Source organism: Arthrobacter sp. B0490, from assembly GCF_002929355.1.
Lineage (GTDB): Bacteria > Actinomycetota > Actinomycetes > Actinomycetales > Micrococcaceae > Arthrobacter_D.
Genome location: NZ_PJIR01000002.1, coordinates 320,802 through 339,830 on the forward strand (window position 1 = coordinate 320,802; position 19,029 = coordinate 339,830).

The window sequence follows — 19,029 nt, forward strand, 5'->3', positions numbered from 1 at the left end:
TCTTAGAGGTGGAAAATGTTCGTCCCGAGGGCCAGGCGGAACGTGGAGTCCAGTACGGGGATCTCGGGGGAGATCCAGGTGACGTCCGCCGAGCTGTGCGCGGTGTGGAGGAGCACCAGGTCGGCCTCGAATGCTCCGGGGTCGGCGTCGTGCTCGAGCATGGTGCCGTCGGCGAGCCGCACGGTGGGGATCAGGTGGTCGTGGTAACCCACCACGGCGCCCTCCTCGATGAGGCTCGAGAGGATCTCCAGGGCGGGGGACTCCCGCAGGTCCTCCACATCCGGCTTGTAGGCCACGCCGACGACGAGGACCCGCGCGGAGTGAAGGCCCTTGTCGCGGTCCGACAGGATCTTGCGGATGCGGTCGACCACCTTGCCGGGCCTGGCGGCGATCGCATTCATCGCCTGCTCGATCACCGGCGTCGACAGGCGGAGCTTGCGCATCTGCCAGAGCAGGTAGTGGGGGTCGCAGGGGATGCAGTGGCCGCCCACTCCCGGGCCCGGCGTGAAGGCCATGAAGCCGTAGGGCTTGGTCGCCGCAGCGCCGATCACCTCCATGACGTCGAGGTCCAGGGAATGGGACATATCGGCGAATTCGTTCGCGAGGCCGATATTCACGGCACGGAAGGTGTTCTCGACGAGTTTCGTCATCTCCGCGGCGTCCGCGGAACTCACGACGTGAATGGAGCGGGTGTACGTGCCGATGAGTGACACGGCCGCCGTCGTGCAGCTCTTCGTGATTCCACCGACGACGCGGGGGACGTCCTCGTGGGCGAAATTGTCGGCACCCGGGTTTATGCGTTCCGGGCTGAAAGCCAGGTGGATATTGCTGCCCGGCACGAGTCCGCGGCGTGCGAGCGGGGTCGCGAGCAGGTCCCGGGTGCAGCCGACGTAGGTCGTGGAGGTGAGGAGCAGCAGCTGGCCGCTCACGGCCTGCTCGACGACGGTCTGGCAGGCGCTGCTGAGGATGGCGAGGTCGGGGACCAGGTAGGCGTCCACCGGCGTAGGGACGCAGATGATGACGGCGGCCGCCTGGGACAGGCGGGTGGAGTCGGAGGTGAGTTCGAAGTACGGGTCGGCCAGCGCCCGGGTCAGGCGCTCCCGGTCGGAGTTCACCAGGTCCGCGCGTCCGTTCCGGATGACGTCCAGGCGGGAGGTGCTCGCGTCGACGCCGAGGACCCTCGCGCCGGCGGCGGTGAAGGCGAGCGCCGTCGGCAGCCCGACATAGCCCATGCCGACGATCGCGACATCGAACTCGAAGGCCTGTTCCTGCTGTTCCGGCGCCGGCTCGAAGACCGGGGCGGGAGCTTCCAGGAGTTGTGGTGCATTGTGCCTGTTCGACAATTTCGGACCAGCAACCAGATTTCCAGTCATAACTTCGTCCTTTTTTGATCGGCGGTTCCGTCGCTGGCCGGTGAGGTGGCCGACAAAATGCCCGGAATCCCTGATTCGGAGCCTTGGAACATTTACGACAGTCGACGAATTCATCGTCCGTCGCCAAAACTCTACGAAGGGCCCTGCGCGCACGCACGAGTGAGATCCACTCGACTCCGGTCCGGAACACCTGCAAGTACCACCCGAAGTCACTCGGTGGCTACGCGTAGGAACAGGGGCGATTACTGGCGGGGCCGACGTCCGGCGGCTACCATACCGGCGGCTACTCGTGCCCGGCCGGCTGCCGCTAGGGTGATCGCGTGGACTTCGACTGGCTCCGGACCTCGTGCCTGTCCTTCCCGGGCGCCTACGAGGACTATCCCTTCGGCCCCGGCGTCGCGGTCTTCCGCGTCCGGGTCGATCGTCGCGGCCGAACGCGGACTCCCGGGAAGATCTTCGCCCTCACCGGCGTGGACGGCCGCCCGCCCTCCATCTCCCTCAAGTGCGAGCCGGCCCTGGCAGTGCAGCTGCGCGCCGCGCACCCCGAGATCACGGGTGCGTGGCACCTCGACAAGAGGCACTGGAACGGTGTGAGGCTCGACGGGGACCTTCCGCCCGGAACGGTGCGCGACATGATCGAGGATTCCTACGACCTGGTCGTCTCCGCCCTGCCCGCGGCGGACCGGCAGGCGCTCGGCTGGCCGGCAGCGGCCGCCGCCGAGGGCTCCTAGCGGATCCCCTGCGAGTCGAGGATGGCGTCCTCCTCCTCTTCCGAGGAGGGCCGCCGGCGACGGCGGGGCGGGTGCCGCGGAGCCGTGCCGTCCTGCTCGGCGTCGCCCTTGCGCTGCTGGCGCGCCGCATACCCTAGGCCCACGAAGGCGAGCACGCCGAACGCGAACCACTGCATGGAGTAGGAGAGGTGCGGACCCTCGTCGATGGACGGTTTGGGTGCCGCGACCGGCGTCTCGGCTGCCGCCGGCCGCTCCAGCGCGAGCAGGCCGTAGGCGGCGTCCTGCAGCGGGTAGTCCAGGCGGTCCGCGAGCGCGGGGAGGTCGATCGACGCGACCTGCCCTTCGGGGGCACCGCGGTTGACCGCCGGTTCGCCCGCCTTCGTCCGGGCCGTGACCTCGACCCGGCCCGACGGCGGTGCGGGGACCTCGTCGGGGCGCCCCGCCTCCGCATTGCCGATCGGGAGCCAGCCGCGGTCGATGACCACCGCGGTGCCGTCGTCGAGGCGCAGGGGCGTCAGGACCTCATAGCCCGGTTGCCCGTTGAGGGGTCGGTTGCGCACGACCACCTGGTGGGCGACGTCGTAGGTCCCGGTGAAGGTGACGGGCGTCCACTCGCGGTCGGGGTCGTAGCTGTCGAAGCCGTTCGTCCCCGGCACGTAGGGCGCGGGCGGGGCGTCGTAGTTGGCCTCGATGCGCTGGATGTCCTGCACGACCTCCTCGCGGCGGTCGAGCTGCCAGCGACCGAGACCCACGCAGCCCGCAGCCAGCACGATCACCATGGCGAGCCAGCCGAGCCAGCGCGCGGACACGAGGAAGCGGTACACCTAGCGGGTCTCCATCGGTCGGTCGGGTATGAGGGGGAGGGTCTGCTTCCAGAGGCCCCGATCCCTGAGGTAGTCCTCGAACCATGCGACGTGCCCGGGGCACGAGGCCCACGCCTTCCGGCGCTCGGGCGTGTGGATGCGCGGGTTGTTCCAGAGGAGTTGCCAGGCGGCGTCATCGCGGCAGCCCTTGCGGGAGCACACGGGGCCGCCCGCGGGGAGCGGTGTCTGGAACAGCGCGAGACCCGCCGTCGAGCCGACGGCGGGTCCCCCGAGCGGCGCAGCGTCAGGCATCGGCGCCGGACCTGCCGTGACCGGCGGCATGCGAGCCGTGCTGCGCAGGCGGCATGTCGTCGAGGACCTCCCCGCTCAGGACGGCGTCGCCGTCGTCGGGAGCGGAGTCGAGGACCCTGGCCTCGATCTCGCGGACCGGGGCGCGGTCGATCAGCGCGTCGCTGTGCCGGATGTTGCTCGTGTCGCTGCCGCCGTTCGCCACGATCACGGCGAAGTACGGCAGGAACACCGCCCCGGCGATCATGACCCACTGCAGCCACACGTACGGGACCACGAAGACCAGGACGAAGCAGACGAGGCGGATGCTCATCGACACCGTGTACCGGATCATGCGGGTCCGCATCTCGTCGCTGTGACCGACACGAGCGTCGGAGATGCTGTGGACGTCTGTGTTGTGCTTCGATTTGTTGCTCATCACACTCCAAAAAGACTCCCTCAATTGTCTCACTCCGGGCCCCGTTCCCGAAGTCGAGGGATGCGCCGCTAGGATCGTCGGGACAGTTCGGCGGGGACGGTATGGACCGCCTCCGGCCCATAGACAGAGGAGTTCTCCCCTTGGCACCTGATGCAGACAGCACGACGACGGCGACCGGTCGGAGCGTCCTGATCACGGGCGGCAACCGGGGCATCGGCCTTGCTATCGCAAAGGTATTCGTAGCCAACGGCGACAGGGTTGCCATCACGTACCGAAGTGGTGAGGTTCCCGAGGGCATGCTCGGCGTCCGGGCCGACGTGACGAGCGAGGAGCAGATCGATGCCGCGTTCACGCAGGTCGAGGCGGAGCACGGCCCCGTGGAGGTCCTCGTCGCCAATGCCGGGATCACGCGGGACGTCCTGCTCCTGCGCATGACCGAGGCGGACTTCACCGACGTGATCGACACCAACCTCACCGGTGCGTTCCGGGTGGTCAAGCGGGCGTCGCGCGGCATGATCCGCCTCCGGCGCGGCCGCGTCATCCTGATCTCGAGCGTCACGGGGCTGTACGGCGCACCCGGCCAGATCAACTACTCCGCCTCCAAGGCGGGCCTCGTCGGCATCGCCCGGTCCCTCACCCGCGAGCTGGGATCGCGGGGCATCACGGCCAACGTGGTGGCGCCCGGCTTCATCGACACGGACATGACCGCGGAGCTGCCGGAGGAGACGCGCAAGAACTACCTCGCCACGATCCCCGCAGGGCGCTTCGCCTCCCCGGACGAGGTGGCCGGCGTCGTGTCCTGGTTGGCCGGCGACGCCGCCGCGTACATCTCCGGCGCCGTCATCCCCGTCGACGGCGGCCTCGGCATGGGCCACTGACGCCCCAGCACCCGCACCATTCAAGATTTCGAGCAGAAGGAGCATCATGGCCACCCTCGAGGGAACCACAGCGATCGTCACCGGATCGTCCCGCGGCATCGGAGCCGACGTCGCGCAGCTGCTGGCAGCGCAGGGCGTCGCCGTCGTCGTCAACTACCGGCAGAAGGCGCCCCGTGCGAACAAGGTCGTCGCCGGGATCGAGGCCGCGGGCGGGAGGGCCGTCGCCGTGGGCGCCGACCTGACCGCCGCCGAGGGGCCGGCGGCCCTGGTGGACGCCGCCGTGTCCGGGTTCGGCGGGCTCGACCTGCTGGTGCTGAACGCATCGGGCGGCATGGAGACGTCGATGGGGGAGGACTACGCCCTCCGGCTCAACCGCGACGCGCAGGTCGCCATGCTCACCGCCGCCGTCGAGGTCATGCCCGCGGGCTCGCGCGTCGTCTTCGTCACGAGCCACCAGGCGCACTTCATCGAGAAGGTGGAGACGATGGACGCCTACGAGCCGGTCGCCCGCAGCAAGCGGGCCGGTGAGGACGCACTGCGTGCCCTGATCCCGCAGCTCGAGGAGAAGGGCATCACGCTCGTCGTCGTGTCGGGGGACATGATCGAGGGCACGGTCACCGCGACCCTGCTCGACCGCGCGACCCCCGGCGCCCTCGAGGCCCGCCGCCAGGAGGCCGGGCGCCTCTACTCGGTGGCGGAGTTCGCGGCCGAGATCGTCAGGATGGTGACCGCCGATGTCCCGACCGGCCACACCGAGTACGTGGGCGGCGCCGAGGACTTCCTGGCCAAGGGCTGATCGTCCCGCCCGGCCGGAGGCGTCCCCGCGGTTCAGCCGTGGGGCGCCTCAGGGTCCGCAGGCGCCTCTGCCCGGCTCTGCGCGATCAGTTCCTCCGTGCGGACCAGGCGTAGGAGCGTGACCAGCACGATCCCTCCCGGCATGTCGGACACCACCGTGTAGCCGAACCAGGCGAGCCATCGCCCGTAGCCGATGGCGGCTCCCGAGTGGAAGAGCTGCAGGCCCGCGAGGAGGAAGCCCCCGATCACGGTCGCGACGATCCGCGCGGCGTCGTCCTCGGTGCCCTGCTGCATCCTGCTCATGAGGGTGATCGTGCTGCCCCCGAGCACCGCCAGCGCCACGACCTGCAGCGAGAACGGCGCGTCGACGAAGTGGTGGGCACTCGTGCTCACCGTGCCCGACCATTGCGCGAACGCCTCCCGCGAGGACGTTCCTCAGGGTCCGCGTCGCAAGCCGTCGTGCCACCGGCGGGAGCTTCCGGGGTGGCGGGATTACCGCGGGGCATCGGGGCCGGGGTGTGGTGCCGCCCGCCGTCAGAGACCTGAGCCGTCAGAGACCTGAGAAGTACCGCACGACATCGAGGTCGGGCAGGTCCAGTGCGGCGTCGGACGCGGCCCGGACGGCCGGTTTCGCCCGGAACGCGACGCCGAGTCCGGCCGCAGCCAGCATGTCGAGGTCGTTCGCCCCGTCGCCCACGGCGATCGTCGACGCCAGGGGCACGCCGGAGCGGTCGGCTTCCGAGCGGAGCACCCGTTCCTTCTCGCCGCGGTCGACGACGGCCCCCGCCACGCGGCCGGTGAGCATGCCGGCCTCGACCTCGAGATCGTTAGCCCGCGCGAAGGAGAGGCGGAGGCGCTCGGCTAGGGGTGCGAGGACCTGGGAGAAGCCCCCCGAGACGACCCCGACCCGGTGCCCGGCGTCCCGGTACGCCGCGACGAGCTGCTCCGCCCCGTCGCTCAGTTCGATCCGGGCGACGACGTCGTCGACGACGGAGGACGGCAGGCCCGCGAGGGCGCGCACGCGGTGGTGCAGGGACTGGGCGAAGTCGAGTTCGCCCCGCATGGCCGCCTCGGTCACCGCTGCCACCTCCGCCTCGCGGCCCGCGTGGGCAGCGAGAAGTTCGATGACCTCCTGCTTGATGAGCGTCGAGTCGACGTCCATGATCAGCAGCTTCGGACCGGGTGCGTACACCGGTGCGGGGACGAGGGCCGCGCCGACGCCGGTCGCGGAGCACCAGCCGGACAGCCCCGGGCGTACGCGGGAGGCGTCGGCGGGGAGTGAGACGTCGAGGGTCAGGACGTCGTAGGTCGCCGACCCGGCGGCGGATGCGGCTCGTACCTCTGCGCCGAGACCCCGGAGGGCCGAGCACAGGCCGTCGCGGTGCCCGTCGTCGAGGTGTCGGGCGTAGGCGACCACCCTGGCGTCGTCCCGCATGTGCGCGCTCCTGTCCGCGCCGTGGCCGGCGCCGTCTGCTCGTTGCCCCGGGGTGTCCGCGCGTCCCGCACGGGTGCCGCCGGACGCGTCTGCCGGGCGCATCCGCGGGGCGGCGGCGGCCGCCGCCCGCAAGGCCCGACGGTTTCGCCATGGAGCCGCTCCTTAGCCTAGTGTCTAGGACCATGTGCAACGTTCTGGAACTGGCGGGAGTGAGCCTCGTCAGGAGTGGGAAGACCCTCCTCGATGACATCGACTGGCAGGTCCGGGAGGGCGAGCGCTGGGTGGTCATGGGCCCCAACGGGGCCGGCAAGACCACGCTGCTCCAGCTCGCCGGAGCCCGCCTGCACCCCACCCGCGGGGTCGTCGGGATCCTCGACGAGGTCATGGGCGCCGTCGACGTCTTCGAGCTGCGGCCCCGGATCGGCCTCGCGTCGGCCGCCCTGGCCTCCCAGGTACCCGATCACGAGACGGTGCTGGACGTCGTCGTCACCGCGTCCTACGGAGTCACGGGACGCTGGCGCGAACAGTACGAACGCCTCGACGAGCGGCGGGCGTTCCGCCTGCTCGACGCGTGGGGCGTGTCCCGCTACATGAACCGCCGCTTCGGCTCCCTCAGCGAGGGGGAGCGCAAGCGTGTCCAGATCGCCCGGGCCCTCATGGCGGACCCGGAGCTGCTGCTCCTCGACGAGCCGGCCGCGGGCCTCGACCTCGCCGGCCGCGAGGACCTCGTGCAGCGCCTCGCCGAGCTGGCACGCGACGAGGAGGCCCCCGCCATGGTGCTCGTCACGCACCACCTCGAGGAGGTCCCCCCGGGCTTCACGCACGCGCTGCTGCTCCGGGACGGCGCCGTCGTCGCGGCCGGCCCGATCGGCGGCGTGCTCACGGAGGAGAACCTGGGTGCGGCGTTCGACGTCGCCCTGAAGCTCACCGAGGAGAACGGCCGCTACAGCGCCGTCGCCCGGGCGTGACCGGCGGAAGCCCTGCGGCCCGCTGATGCCGCTGATCGTACTCGAGGCGGCCGACGACCCGCGCCTCGCGGACTACCGGAACCTCACCGACGTCCAGCTCCGCCTCGCCCGGGAGCCCGCCGAGGGCCTCTACATCGCGGAGGGCCCCAAGGTGCTGCGCCGTGCACTGGATGCCGGCCACGCTCCGCGGTCGTTCCTGCTGGCGCCCAAGTGGGTGCCGGACCTCGGGGACGTCCTCGCGCGCTTCCCCTCCGTGCCGGCCTTCGTCGCGCCGCAGGCGACGCTCGAGGCGATCACCGGGTTCCACCTCCACCGGGGTGCCCTGGCCGCGATGCACCGCCCCGCGCCTCTGCCGCTGGAGGGGATCCTGGCCTCCGCCCGCCGGATCGCGGTCATCGAGGACATGGTGGACCACACCAACCTGGGCGCCGTGTTCCGGTCCGCCGCCGCACTCGGCATCGACGCCGTCCTGGTCAGCCCGCGCAGCGCCGACCCGCTCTACCGGCGGGCAGTACGCGTCAGCATGGGCAGCGTCTTCCAGGTGCCCTGGACGAGGCTCGGCGCCTGGCCCGGGGACCTCGCCGCCGTCCGCGGCGCCGGCTTCACCCTCGCGGCCCTGGCCCTCGTGCCCGGCGCCGTGCCGCTGGGCGCGTTCCCCGCGCGGGAGCGGGAGCGGCTCGCGCTCCTGCTCGGCACCGAGGGGGACGGGCTGAGCGACGCCGCCCTCGCCGAGGCCGACGTCGCCCTGACCATCCCGATGCACCGGGGAGTGGACTCGCTGAACGTCGCCGCCGCGGCCGCCGTCGCCTTCTGGGAGTGCCGGTACGACGGCGGCCCGCCCGCGGTTTAGCGGCGGCGCGGCTCCTGCGCTAGTATTGCTAGCTGGCCCAGTTGCCACCTCCATCCCCGTGCCTGGCAAAATCCAGGCAACCAGAGAAGGTAGTCCCGTGAAGTCTGATATCCACCCCAAGTACCAGTCGGTCGTGTTCCGCGACCTGGCCTCCGACAAGGCGTTCCTGACCAAGTCCACGGTCGGCTCCGCCAAGACCATCGAGTGGGAGGACGGCAACACCTACCCCCTCATCGAGGTCGAGATCTCCTCGGAGTCGCACCCGTTCTACACGGGCAAGCAGCGCATCATGGACTCCGCTGGCCGCGTCGAGCGCTTCAACGCCCGCTTCAAGGGCTTCGGCGGCAAGAAGTAGCCGAGCTCCGCACCGGATCCGCGAGCGCGAGCCCGCTGTCCCCGAGGGAAAGCCACGCCGATCCGGCGTGGCTTTTCCCGCTTAACGCGACATCCGCCACGACACCGAGGCGCCCGGCAGCGGGCGGTCCGGGGAGGTCCAGATCATGACACAGGCATCCGACACGTCCCGCCTGCACGGGGAGTACAAGACACCGGGCGGCAAGCTCACGGCCGTGGACCTCGCCGTACGGGACGGTCGCCTCGCTGACGTCTCCGTCAACGGCGACTTCTTCCTCGAGCCGGACGAGGCGCTCCTCGACATCAACGCGGCACTCGAGGGGCTCCCCGCCGACACCGCGCCCGGGGAACTCGCCGCCGCCGTCACGGCGCGCCTGGACCCGTCCGCCGTCCTGTTCGGATTCTCGCCGGAGGCGATCGCCACCGCCGTCCGTCGTGCCCTGGGGCGGGCCACCGCCTTCTCGGACCACGCGTGGGAGATCATCCCGCCCATGCCGCTCTCCACGGCCATGCACGTCGCGATGGACGAGGTCCTCACGCACGACGTCGGCACCGGCGCCCGCAACCCCACGCTCCGGTTCTGGGAGTGGCAGTCGCCCTCCGTCGTGATCGGCAGCTTCCAGTCGGTGCGCAACGAGGTGGACCCGGAGGGCGCCGCCCGGCACGGTGTCACGGTGGTCCGGAGGATCAGCGGGGGCGGAGCCATGTTCATGGAGCACGGCAACGCCATCACGTACTCCCTCTACGTCCCGCAGTCCCTCGTCGACGGCATGAGCTTCGCCGAGTCGTACCCCTTCCTCGACGCCTGGGTGATGGAAGCGCTGCAGGAGCTCGGTATCACGGCCTGGTACCAGCCGCTCAACGACATCGCGACCGACCTCGGGAAGATCGGCGGCGCCGCCCAGAAGCGGCTCGCGAACGGGGGCATGCTGCACCACGTGACCATGAGCTACGACATCGACGCCGACAAGATGCTCGAGGTGCTCCGGATCGGCAAGGAGAAGATGTCGGACAAGGGCACGAGGAGCGCGAAGAAGCGCGTGGATCCCCTCCGCCGCCAGACGGGCAGGACACGCGAGGAGATCATCGACGTCCTGATCTCCACCTTCCGTCGCCGCTACGGCGCCGTGGACGCCACCCTGTCCGGGGACGAGCTGCGCCGCGCCGAGGAGCTCGTGGACCGCAAGTTCGGCACCGAGGACTGGCTCTACCGCGTGCCCTGAGCCTGCGCCCTCAGGGAGCGCAGCAGGTGGTCCCGCTCCTCGACGACGATACGGCGGAGCGCCGCGGGTGCGTCAGCGTGCCCGGCGAGCCACGCATCGGTCCGCACGACGACGGGGTGCCGCTCCGGCGCACCCTCGAGGTCCTGGTGCCCCGGGTACAGTCCCCGGACGATCCTGCTCGCCATCTCGATCCCGCGCGTCGCCCAGACGCCGCGGATCGCCTCGAAGTAGGGCTCCTCGTACCGCCCCAGCAGGTCGCGTGCGCCGATCCGGAAGCCCTCGATCGCGGCGCCGAGCAGTTCGTTCGACAACCGCTCTCCCCGCACGGCCTCCTCCCAGGTGGCCTCCTTGATGGCGGCGTCGGGGATCGCCGCCGAGGCCAGCGTGAAGCCCACGCGTCCCGATGCCGTCGCGTCCTCGCCGCGTCGGGCCTCCAGCTCCCCGGGACGCACCCGCTGCTGCGCGGCGAGGCCCTGGAGGAAGAACCAGCGCAGCTCGGCGTCGAGGCGCAGTCCGGCGATCTCCTCCTCGCCGTCCAGGACGGAGCGGACGACGTCGCACGCGCGCGGTGCGGTGCGCGCCGCGGCAGCGAGGGCGCGTGCCCAGGCGAGCTGCAGGTCCGAGCCCGGCTCCGCGGCGCGGAGGCCCTCCGCCAGGACGTCGCTCATCCTGTCCCGGAGTGCCGGGCGGCCGGCGGCCGGCGCGAAGGCCTCGACCGCGGTCCGGGCATTGGCCAGGAGGACCTGCAGCACGCCCACGCCGGTCTCGGCAGGGGCGGCGAGCACCACGGCATCGAGGTAGGACGACGCCGGCATGGCCGCGTCCCGCGTCGCGGACCAGAGGGCGGTCAGGCAGGTGGCGCGTGCCAGGGGGTCCCGCAGCCGGTGGACCGACGTCAGGAGCGTGGCGAGGGACCGCTCGTCGAAGGACACCTTGGCGTAGGTGAGGTCGTCGTCGTTGACCAGCAGGAGGTCGGGCTGCGCCGTTCCCACGAGGGCGGGCACCGGCGTCCTCGCTCCCTCCACGGTGACGGCCTCGGCCGCGGAGCGGACCAGCCAGCCGGCGTCGTCGAACGTGTAGAGGCCCACCCGGATCCGGTGCGGCCGGGGTTCGTCGCGGCCCGTCACCGGATCCACCGACTCCTGGACGATCGTCACGTCCGCGAGGACGCCGTCGGCGGCCGTCACCTCCGCGCGGAGCGAAGGCACCCCCGAGGTCTCCAGCCAGGCGCGGGCCCAGCCCGCGAGGTCCTGGCCCGTCGCGTCGGCGAGGACGTCGAGGAGGTCCACGAGCGTCGTGTTCCCGTACTCGTGCTTCCGGAAGTACTGCCGGGCGGCGGCCGTGAAGGCGTCCCGGCCCACGAAGGCGACGAGCTGCTTCAGCACGGAGGCGCCCTTCGCGTACGTGATGCCGTCGAAGTTCTGCTTCGCCGCCTCGAGGTCCGGGATGTCCGCGACGATCGGGTGCGTCGTCGGCAACTGGTCCTGCACGTAGGCCCACGACTTCCGGCGGTTCGCGAAGCTCACCCACGAGGTGTCCCAGCGCGTGGCCTCGGCCACCGCGAGGGCTCCCATGTAGTCGGCGAACGACTCCTTCAGCCACAGGTCGTCCCACCACGACATGGTCACGAGGTCCCCGAACCACATGTGCGCCATCTCGTGCAGGATTGTGTTCGCCCGGGCCTCGCGCTGCGCCTCGGTGGCGGCCGACTGGAACACGTAGTTCTCCGTGAACGTCACGAGGCCCGGGTTCTCCATGGCGCCGAGGTTGTACTCCGGCACGAACGCCTGATCGTACTTGCCGAAGGGGTAGGGGTAGTCGAACAGGTCGTGGAAGAAGTCCAGGCCGCGTCGCGTCGTGTCGAGGATCTCCGGCGCGTCGAAGGAGGGCGCCAGCGAGCGGCGGCAGTAGAGGGCGAGCGGGATCTCGAGTCCGTCGGCCGCCGTTCCCGCCGCGCCCGTCCAGGAACCGGTCTCCCGGTGGTAGGGGCCGGCGAGCACCGTGGTGATGTAGGTCGAGATGCGCGGGGTCGGGGCGAAGGTCCACCGCGAGATCGGAGCATCCGCCGTCCCGAGGGGCGCGACCGCCACCTCGGCGCCGTTGGAGGCCACCGTCCAGCCGGAGGGGGCCGTGACGCCGAACGAGAAGGACGCCTTCAGGTCCGGCTGCTCGAAGCAGGCGAAGACGCGGCGCGCGTCGGCGGGTTCGTACTGCGTGTAGAGATAGGTCTCCCCGTCCGCGGGGTCCACGAACCGGTGCAGCCCCTCGCCGCTCGAGCTGTACCGGGCCAGTCCCTCGACCGTCACCGTGTTGTGTGCGGCGAGGTCGTGCAGCGCGATCCGCGCGCCGTCCGCGGCCGCCGCGGGGTCCAGCGCCTCCCCGTTCAGCTCCAGCGCCGTGACGACGCCGATGAAGTCCAGGAACGTGGAGCCGCCGGGCCGCCGGCAGGAGAAGGTCACGGTGGTGGTGGTGCGGTAGGTGGTCGTCCCCGGGTCCCGCGCCCCGGAGAGATCCAGGTCGACGGCGTAGCTCTCGGTCCGCAGCAGGGCGGACCGGGCAGCCGCCTCGTCGCGGCCCAGATTCTCGTTCTCCATCCGGCCATTCAACCACGCACCCCGGCGGCCTCGTTTCCGGCAGATTAACTGCGCGTGTACCGGTGTGTGCGGATGTGTACCGAGGGGTGATCCGTGGCACCCTAGTCCCATGTCCGAGCTCTTCGCTGACTACGCAGCCGCCGCCCGCAAGACGCCCGCCTTCGACGAGATGTTCGATGCCGGACAACTGCCGCGGACCGAGTACGGCCAGGTGGCCGCCGCGCTGGGCGAGCTCAACCTCGCGGCCGTCACCGCCCGCGCCGATTCGATGGCCCGCACCTTCCTCGACCGCGGCGTCACCTTCGACTTCGCGGGGGAGGAGCGCCCCTTCCCCCTCGACATCGTGCCCCGCGTGATCGCCGGCAGCGACTGGGACACGCTGGAGCGCGGTGTGGCGCAGCGCGTGAAGGCCCTCGAGGCGTTCCTCGACGACGTCTACGACAGGATGGCGGTGGTCTCCGACGGCGTGATCCCGCGCCGCCTCATCACCTCCAGTGCGCACTTCCACCGCGAGGTCGCCGGCTTCGCGCCCGCGGGCGGGGTCCGCGTCCACATCTCCGGGATCGACGTCGTCCGCGACCAGCAGGGCACCTTCCGCGTCCTCGAGGACAACGTCCGCGTGCCCAGCGGCGTCAGCTACGTGCTCGAGAACCGCCGTGCCATGGCCAAGGGCCTGCCCGAGGCGTTCGGCCAGCAGCGCGTCCGCCCCGTCGAGGAGTATCCCCGCCGCCTGCTCGCCGCCCTGAGGAAGACCGCGCCTCCCGGCGTCGAGGACCCGACCATCGTCGTGCTGACGCCCGGTGTCTTCAACTCCGCGTACTTCGAGCACACGCTGCTCGCCGGCCTGATGGGCGTGGAGCTCGTCGAGGGCCGCGACCTCATCTGCCGCGGCAACCGGGTGTACATGAGGACGACGGCGGGGGAGCAGCGCGTCGACGTCATCTACAAGCGCATCGACGACGAGTTCCTCGACCCGCTGCAGTTCCGCGCGGACTCGGTGCTCGGCTGCCCCGGCATCGTCAACGCCGCGCGCGCGGGCATGGTGACGATCGCGAACGCCGTCGGCAACGGCGTCGCCGACGACAAGCTCGTCTATACCTACGTGCCGGACCTCATCAGGTACTACCTGGGTGAGGACCCGATCATCGCGAACGTGGACACCTACCGGCTCGAGGACGCGCCCGCCCGCGAGGAGGTCCTCGACCGCCTCGACGAGCTCGTCGTGAAGCCCGTCGACGGCTCCGGGGGCAAGGGCCTCGTCATCGGTCCCGATGCGACGAGGGCCGAGCTCGACGCGCTCCGCGCGAAGATCCTCGAGGATCCGCGCGGCTGGATCGCGCAGCCCGTCCTGCAGCTCTCCACCGTGCCCACGATGTCCGGCGGGCAGTTCAGCCCCCGCCACGTGGACCTGCGCCCCTTCGCCGTGAACGACGGCGAGGAGGTGTGGGTGCTGCCCGGCGGGCTCACGCGCGTGGCCATGAAGGAGGGCTCGCTGATCGTGAACTCGAGCCAGGGCGGAGGGTCCAAGGACACCTGGGTGGTCGACGGCGAGGTCCGGGGACCCGTCGGGGACGCCGCGCCGCAGGAGCGTCCCGTCGCCGTCCGCGAGCGCACCAGCGTCTGGCCGATCGAGACCAACTGGCAGGACAACCAGTCGCAGCAGCAGCAATGACACCGGGACGGCTCCCCGGCGCCCGCATCGCAGCGCATCCCTCCGCCCCGAGAACCCTGGAAGGCAGGACCCATGCTCAGCCGCATCGCTGAATCGCTCTTCTGGATCGGCCGCTACGTCGAGCGGGCCGACGGTACGGCGCGTATCCTCGACGTCCACCTGGAACGGCTCAACCAGATGCCCCTGGCCCAGCAGCGGGAGACCTCCCGGCAGCTGATGGGCGTCATGGGCAGCAGGCCGGAGAAGGAGGACACCGACCTCTCGGACCTCCTGCAGGCCCTGGCGTACGACCGGTCGAGTGCCACGTCGATCGCCGGCGCCCTCGGCGCCGCGCGGGAGAACGCCCGGCGCGCCCGGGAGACGGTCTCCAGCAGTGTCTGGGAGAGCCTGAACACCACCTGGTACGGACTCAGCCAGCACCGCAAGGACGTCGTGGGGACGTACCGCTTCTGCCACTGGGTGGTGGAGCGCACGGCCATGGTGCGGGGGCTCTCGGACACCACCATGAGCCACGACGAGTCCTGGCAGTTCCTCGTGCTCGGGCGCAGCCTCGAGCGCGCCGACATGACCGCCCGGATGCTCTCCACCCACGATGTGCACGCCGCTGGCCTCTCCTGGGTGAACATGCTGCGGTGCGCCGGCGCCTACGAATCCTTCCTGCGGACGCGCCGGGCGTCGTTCGGGGACCAGCAGGCGGCCGAGTTCCTGCTCCTCGACCGCCTGTTCCCGCGCTCGATCGTCTACGCCCTCAGCGACGCCGAGACCTGCCTGACCCAGCTGAACCCCGCCTACCAGCGCGTGGGCTTCATCAACGACGCCAGCCGGATCGTCGGCCAGGCGCGGACGTTCCTGGAGTTCCACCAGACCCGGGACCTGATGTCGGAGCTGCCCGAGCACATGGACCGCGTCCAGAAGGCCTGCGCCCGGGCCTCGGACGCCGTCTCCCGTACGTACTTCTCCCAGGCCGACGAGCTGGCCTGGGTCGGAGAGGTCTCATGACACGCCTGCTGATCGAACACCGCACCGGCTACGACTACCTCCGCCGCGTCTCGCTGTCCTACAACGAGGCCCGGATGACACCGCTCACCGATCCGCAGCAGGTGGTCCTCGAATCCACGCTGAAGGTCAGCCCGTCGAGTGCCGCGGTCGGCACCTACCGGGACTACTGGGGGACGCGCGTGACGTCCTTCGACGTCCACGTGCCGCACGAGCACCTCGAGGTCACCGCCGTCACCACCGTCGAGGTCAGCCGGATCGAGCGTGTCCCCGGCGACGGCGAGATCCTCACCTGGGACGACCTGGCCTCACCGGCCCTGAGCGACGGGTTCGCCGACTGGCTGAGTCAGACGGACCTCAGCGAGCCTGGCGAGGAGGTGCGCGAGCTCGCCGCCGACGTCACGCAGGGCCTGAACCCCCACGACGCCGCTCGGGCCGTCTTCGACTGGCTGCGGACCCGGATGGACTACGTGCAGGGGGCCACCGGGGTGCAGACGAGCGCCCGCGATGCCTGGGCCGAGCGGAAGGGCGTCTGCCAGGACCTGGCCCATGTCGCGATCGGGGCCCTGCGCGGCCTCGGCATCCCCGCCCGGTACATCTCGGGCTACCTGCACCCCCGCCGCAACGCCGCCGTCGGCGAGACCGTGGCCGGGCAGTCGCACGCCTGGGTGGAGTGGTACGACGGCGAATGGCGGGGGTGGGACCCGACGAACAGCGGTCCGGTCGGCGATTTCCACGTCTCGGTGGCGCGCGGCCGCGACTACCGCGACGTCTCACCGCTGAAGGGCATCCTGTCCGGCGGCGGAGGATCGACGCTCAACGTGACGGTCGCGATCACGAGGCTCGCGTAGCCGCACCGCCGGGCGTGCGCCCGGACGCGGAGGAGGCCCCGGCGATGCGCCGGGGCCTCCTCCGAACACCGGATCGTGCCGGCCGCCGGATCAGGCGGGGGCGACGACCTGGCCCTTGCTGACGATCGTCAGGCCTGAGTCCGTCACGGAGAAGCCGCGGCGACGGTCCAGCTCGGCGTCCACCCCGATCTTCGCCCCCGCCGGGATCCGCACATTCTTGTCGATGATGGCCCGGCGCACCACGGCACCGGCCCCGACGTTCACCTTGTCGAGGAGGACGCACCCGGTGACCTCGGCAGACTCCGCGATGAAGACGTCGGTCGCGAGCACGGAGTTCTGGACGGCGCCGCCGGACACGACGACGCCCGCGGAGACGATCGAATCATGTGCCTCGCCCGACCGCCCCGAGGAGCTGCGGACGAACTTCGCGGGCGGGGAGACGCTCTGCCGGGTGTAGATCGGCCACTGCAGGTTGTAGAGGTTGAACAGCGGCAGGGGCGAGATGAGGTCCATGTTGGCGTCGTAGTAGGAGTCCATCGTGCCGACGTCGCGCCAGTACTGGCGGTCACGGTCGGTGGCCCCCGGGATGTCGTTCGTCGTGAAGTCGTACACCGCGGCGTCGTTGCGCTCCACGAAGTAGGGGATGATGTCCCCGCCCATGTCGTGCTTGGTGTCCAGACGCGCCGCGTCGTCCTCGAGGGCCTTCACGAGGGCGTCCGTCGTGAACACGTAGTTGCCCATGGACGCGAGGAAGCTGTTCGGATCGTCGGGCAGGCCGGGCGTGGTCGCCGGCTTCTCGACGAACGCGGCGATCCGGCCCGGATCGTCCTGCGCCGTCTCGATCACGCCGAACTGGTCCACGAGGTTCATCGGCTGGCGGACGGCGGCGACGCTGACGGACGCGCCGCTCTTCACGTGGGCGTCCACCATCTGCTCGAAGTCCATGCGGTACACGTGGTCGGCGCCGATCACGACGACGATGTCGGGCTGCGCGTCGTGGATGAGGTTCAGGGACTGGTAGATCGCGTTCGCGCTGCCGAGGAACCAGCTCTTGCCCCGGCGCTGCTGCGCCGGCACGGAGGCGATGTAGTTCTGCAGCTGCGTGGACATCCTCCACGTCTCGGAGATGTGGCGGTCGAGGCTGTGGGACTTGTACTGGGTGAGCACGACGATCTGCAGGTAGCCGGAGTTGACGAGGTTCGACAGCGCGAAGTCGATGAGCCGGTAGCTCCCGGCGAACGGTACGGCCGGTTTGGCCCTGTCCGCGGTCAACGGCATCAGCCGCTTGCCTTCCCCGCCTGCCAAGACCACGGCAAGTACTTTCTTCGGTGCCACTTCTGACCCCCCGCTCTTCCTTGAGTGTTCTGCGTTCCCGATGGGTGGCCGATCGAACGTCGATCCATCCCGGAACCCTTCCGGTCTCCTCACACTAGAGGACTCCGGCGCACTGCACTACGTTGGGATGGTGCGAATAGACATTGTGACCAAGGAGTTCCCGCCCGAGATCTACGGCGGCGCGGGGGTGCACGTCGCCGAGCTGAGCCGCGTCCTCGCCCCGCAGGTCGACCTGCGGGTCCACGCGTTCGGCGCGCCCCGGCCGGAGGACTACCACGGCGCCTCCGTGCTCTCCTATGGCGTGCCGGAGGGCCTCACGGCCGCGAACGCCGCGGTGCAGACCCTCGGCACGGACCTGCAGATGCTGCAGGGCATCGGCGGCGCCGATGTCGTGCACTCGCACACCTGGTACGCCAACATGGCCGGCCACCTGGCGTCGCTCCTGCACGGGATCCCGCACGTGCTCAGCGCCCACAGCCTCGAGCCGCTGCGCCCGTGGAAGGCCGAGCAGCTCGGCGGCGGGTACGCGCTCTCGTCCTGGGTGGAGAAGACCTCCTACGAGGCCGCGGCCGCCGTGATCGCCGTCTCCGCCGGCATGCGGGCCGATATCCTCCGCAGTTACCCCGACGTCGACCCTGCCAGGGTGCACGTGGTGCACAACGGCATCGACGTGTCCCTGTGGGCCCGCGACGAGGACGACGACGCCCTCCGCGCCCACGGCATCGACCCGGCGAGGCCGAGTGTGGTCTTCGTGGGGCGCAACACCCGCCAGAAGGGCGTGCCCTACCTCCTCCGCGCGGCAGCCCACCTGCCGGCCGACGTGCAGCTGGTCCTCTGCCTCGGGGCCGCCGACACCCCGGAGCTCGCCGCCGAGACCGAGGTGCTCATCTCCGACCTGCGGGACAAGCGCGGTTCGGTGGTGCTCATCGAGCGGATGCTGCCGCGCCGGGAGGTCATCCAGATCCTGAGCCATGCGACGGTCTTCGCCTGCCCGTCCATCTACGAGCCCCTCGGCATCGTGAACCTCGAGGCCATGGCCTGCGGTGCAGCCGTCGTCGCGTCCGCCACCGGCGGTATCCCCGAGGTGATCGACGACGGCGTGACCGGCACGCTCGTGCCCCTCGAGCAGGTCCAGGACGGCACGGGGACGCCGCTGGACCCCGAGAGGTTCGTCACCGATTTCGCGGCGGCCCTGAACGCCCTCGTCGCGGACCCGGCGAGGGCGTCCGCCATGGGCGCGGCGGGGCGGGAGCGGGCCGAGCGGCACTTCGGCTGGGACTCGATCGCCGAGACGACCCTCGACGTGTACCGCAGCGTCCTCTAGCAGTACCTCCGCAGCAGCACCTCGGCAGCAGTACGTCGGCACGGCACCCTCCGGGCCCGGGAGCGTGCCGCTCCCCGGACCGCGGGAGGGCAGGAGATGACCGGTCGGGGACCGGAGAAG

At 70.8% G+C, this 19,029-nt stretch carries 18 protein-coding genes and 1 pseudogene; 11 read left to right on the top strand and 8 right to left on the bottom strand.

All coding sequences use genetic code 11. From position 1 onward, the window contains the following. Positions 1 to 2 precede the first annotated feature (2 nt). Positions 3 to 1,373: a nucleotide sugar dehydrogenase gene (locus CXQ97_RS04435; RefSeq protein ID WP_104179624.1), complete on the bottom strand. Its 1,371-nt coding sequence runs from the start codon at positions 1,371 to 1,373 to the stop codon at positions 3 to 5. 320 nt (positions 1,374 to 1,693) lie between these two features. On the opposite strand from CXQ97_RS04435, the gene CXQ97_RS04440 reads away from it, so the two are divergent. Further along, the gene (locus CXQ97_RS04440) at positions 1,694 to 2,104 is read left to right on the top strand and encodes an MmcQ/YjbR family DNA-binding protein (protein WP_104179625.1); all 411 of its coding nucleotides are present in this window, start codon (positions 1,694 to 1,696) and stop codon (positions 2,102 to 2,104) included. On the opposite strand, the gene CXQ97_RS04445 is transcribed toward CXQ97_RS04440, so the two are convergent. The 3 genes from CXQ97_RS04445 to CXQ97_RS04455 are packed head-to-tail and all read right to left on the bottom strand — an operon-like array spanning position 2,101 to position 3,634. Further along, entirely contained in the window at positions 2,101 to 2,928 is an 828-nt protein-coding gene (locus CXQ97_RS04445; RefSeq protein WP_104179626.1) for an SURF1 family protein, read from the bottom strand. The two genes, CXQ97_RS04440 and CXQ97_RS04445, sit on opposite strands and share 4 nt — an antisense overlap. Next, a complete protein-coding gene (locus CXQ97_RS04450; protein WP_258062248.1) occupies positions 2,929 to 3,219 on the bottom strand; it encodes a hypothetical protein in 291 nt (96 codons plus the stop codon). After that, on the bottom strand, positions 3,212 to 3,634 hold the full coding sequence (locus CXQ97_RS04455) for a DUF3099 domain-containing protein (RefSeq protein WP_104179627.1): 423 nt from the start codon (positions 3,632 to 3,634) through the stop codon (positions 3,212 to 3,214). Before CXQ97_RS04455 ends, CXQ97_RS04450 begins: the two co-directional genes overlap by 8 nt. Before the next feature lie 140 nt (positions 3,635 to 3,774). Between CXQ97_RS04455 and fabG the strand changes: the two genes are divergently transcribed. Beyond that, complete coding sequence (gene fabG, locus CXQ97_RS04460) at positions 3,775 to 4,512, top strand: 3-oxoacyl-ACP reductase FabG (RefSeq protein ID WP_258062249.1); 738 nt, start codon at positions 3,775 to 3,777, stop codon at positions 4,510 to 4,512. Positions 4,513 to 4,558: 46 nt separating this feature from the next. Next, entirely contained in the window at positions 4,559 to 5,308 is a 750-nt protein-coding gene (locus tag CXQ97_RS04465) for an SDR family oxidoreductase (protein WP_104179629.1), read from the top strand. A 32-nt stretch (positions 5,309 to 5,340) separates the two neighbouring features. Here the strand turns inward: CXQ97_RS04465 and CXQ97_RS04470 are convergent, their stop codons facing one another. Further along, a complete protein-coding gene (locus CXQ97_RS04470; RefSeq protein WP_181034970.1) occupies positions 5,341 to 5,700 on the bottom strand; it encodes a hypothetical protein in 360 nt (119 codons plus the stop codon). A 157-nt stretch (positions 5,701 to 5,857) separates the two neighbouring features. Next, positions 5,858 to 6,742 carry a phosphoserine phosphatase SerB gene (gene serB, locus CXQ97_RS04475; RefSeq protein WP_104179630.1) on the bottom strand — a complete coding sequence of 295 codons (885 nt, stop codon included), beginning with the start codon at positions 6,740 to 6,742 and terminating at the stop codon, positions 5,858 to 5,860. Between the two features lie 182 nt (positions 6,743 to 6,924). Between serB and CXQ97_RS04480 the strand changes: the two genes are divergently transcribed. The 4 genes from CXQ97_RS04480 (at position 6,925) to CXQ97_RS04495 (ending at position 10,137) form a co-directional block, all read left to right on the top strand. Then, positions 6,925 to 7,710, top strand: coding sequence for an ABC transporter ATP-binding protein (locus tag CXQ97_RS04480; protein ID WP_104179631.1), 786 nt, complete (start codon positions 6,925 to 6,927; stop codon positions 7,708 to 7,710). Positions 7,711 to 7,735: 25 nt separating this feature from the next. After that, positions 7,736 to 8,560, top strand: coding sequence for an RNA methyltransferase (locus CXQ97_RS04485; RefSeq protein ID WP_104179632.1), 825 nt, complete (start codon positions 7,736 to 7,738; stop codon positions 8,558 to 8,560). A 97-nt stretch (positions 8,561 to 8,657) separates the two neighbouring features. Next, positions 8,658 to 8,915: a type B 50S ribosomal protein L31 gene (locus CXQ97_RS04490; RefSeq protein WP_055773464.1), complete on the top strand. Its 258-nt coding sequence runs from the start codon at positions 8,658 to 8,660 to the stop codon at positions 8,913 to 8,915. A gap of 145 nt (positions 8,916 to 9,060) precedes the next feature. Beyond that, positions 9,061 to 10,137: a biotin/lipoate A/B protein ligase family protein gene (locus CXQ97_RS04495; protein ID WP_104179633.1), complete on the top strand. Its 1,077-nt coding sequence runs from the start codon at positions 9,061 to 9,063 to the stop codon at positions 10,135 to 10,137. Here CXQ97_RS04495 and pepN read toward each other — a convergent pair. Next, complete coding sequence (gene pepN / locus CXQ97_RS04500) at positions 10,122 to 12,731, bottom strand: aminopeptidase N (RefSeq protein ID WP_104179634.1); 2,610 nt, start codon at positions 12,729 to 12,731, stop codon at positions 10,122 to 10,124. The two genes, CXQ97_RS04495 and pepN, sit on opposite strands and share 16 nt — an antisense overlap. Positions 12,732 to 12,840: 109 nt before the next feature. On the opposite strand from pepN, the gene CXQ97_RS04505 reads away from it, so the two are divergent. From CXQ97_RS04505 to CXQ97_RS04515, 3 genes are all read left to right on the top strand, one after another. Next, the gene (locus CXQ97_RS04505) at positions 12,841 to 14,403 is read left to right on the top strand and encodes a circularly permuted type 2 ATP-grasp protein (RefSeq protein ID WP_104179635.1); all 1,563 of its coding nucleotides are present in this window, start codon (positions 12,841 to 12,843) and stop codon (positions 14,401 to 14,403) included. Positions 14,404 to 14,475: 72 nt separating this feature from the next. Further along, positions 14,476 to 15,402 carry an alpha-E domain-containing protein gene (locus tag CXQ97_RS04510; RefSeq protein ID WP_104179636.1) on the top strand — a complete coding sequence of 309 codons (927 nt, stop codon included), beginning with the start codon at positions 14,476 to 14,478 and terminating at the stop codon, positions 15,400 to 15,402. After that, positions 15,399 to 16,250 carry a transglutaminase family protein gene (locus tag CXQ97_RS04515; protein ID WP_104179637.1) on the top strand — a complete coding sequence of 284 codons (852 nt, stop codon included), beginning with the start codon at positions 15,399 to 15,401 and terminating at the stop codon, positions 16,248 to 16,250. Before CXQ97_RS04510 ends, CXQ97_RS04515 begins: the two co-directional genes overlap by 4 nt. On the opposite strand, the pseudogene CXQ97_RS04520 reads toward CXQ97_RS04515, so the two are convergent. Continuing rightward, positions 16,160 to 17,528, bottom strand: a pseudogene (locus tag CXQ97_RS04520) (glucose-1-phosphate adenylyltransferase). The gene CXQ97_RS04515 and the pseudogene CXQ97_RS04520 sit on opposite strands and share 91 nt — an antisense overlap. Before the next feature lie 187 nt (positions 17,529 to 17,715). Between CXQ97_RS04520 and glgA the strand changes: the two are divergent. Next, positions 17,716 to 18,909, top strand: coding sequence for a glycogen synthase (glgA, locus tag CXQ97_RS04525; protein WP_104179857.1), 1,194 nt, complete (start codon positions 17,716 to 17,718; stop codon positions 18,907 to 18,909). Positions 18,910 to 19,029 lie beyond the last annotated feature (120 nt).

Bases quoted from the DNA above. Each gene is read 5' to 3' on its own strand.
- CXQ97_RS04435 (WP_104179624.1), bottom strand. From the start codon at position 1,373: ATGACTGGAAATCTGGTTGCTGGTCCGAAATTGTCGAACAGGCACAAT.
- CXQ97_RS04450 (WP_258062248.1), bottom strand. From the start codon at position 3,219: ATGCCTGACGCTGCGCCGCTCGGGGGACCCGCCGTCGGCTCGACGGCG.
- CXQ97_RS04455 (WP_104179627.1), bottom strand. From the start codon at position 3,634: ATGAGCAACAAATCGAAGCACAACACAGACGTCCACAGCATCTCCGAC.
- CXQ97_RS04465 (WP_104179629.1), top strand. From the start codon at position 4,559: ATGGCCACCCTCGAGGGAACCACAGCGATCGTCACCGGATCGTCCCGC.
- serB (WP_104179630.1), bottom strand. From the start codon at position 6,742: ATGCGGGACGACGCCAGGGTGGTCGCCTACGCCCGACACCTCGACGAC.
- CXQ97_RS04480 (WP_104179631.1), top strand. From the start codon at position 6,925: ATGTGCAACGTTCTGGAACTGGCGGGAGTGAGCCTCGTCAGGAGTGGG.
- CXQ97_RS04485 (WP_104179632.1), top strand. From the start codon at position 7,736: ATGCCGCTGATCGTACTCGAGGCGGCCGACGACCCGCGCCTCGCGGAC.
- CXQ97_RS04495 (WP_104179633.1), top strand. From the start codon at position 9,061: ATGACACAGGCATCCGACACGTCCCGCCTGCACGGGGAGTACAAGACA.
- pepN (WP_104179634.1), bottom strand. From the start codon at position 12,731: ATGGAGAACGAGAATCTGGGCCGCGACGAGGCGGCTGCCCGGTCCGCC.
- CXQ97_RS04505 (WP_104179635.1), top strand. From the start codon at position 12,841: ATGTCCGAGCTCTTCGCTGACTACGCAGCCGCCGCCCGCAAGACGCCC.
- CXQ97_RS04510 (WP_104179636.1), top strand. From the start codon at position 14,476: ATGCTCAGCCGCATCGCTGAATCGCTCTTCTGGATCGGCCGCTACGTC.
- CXQ97_RS04515 (WP_104179637.1), top strand. From the start codon at position 15,399: ATGACACGCCTGCTGATCGAACACCGCACCGGCTACGACTACCTCCGC.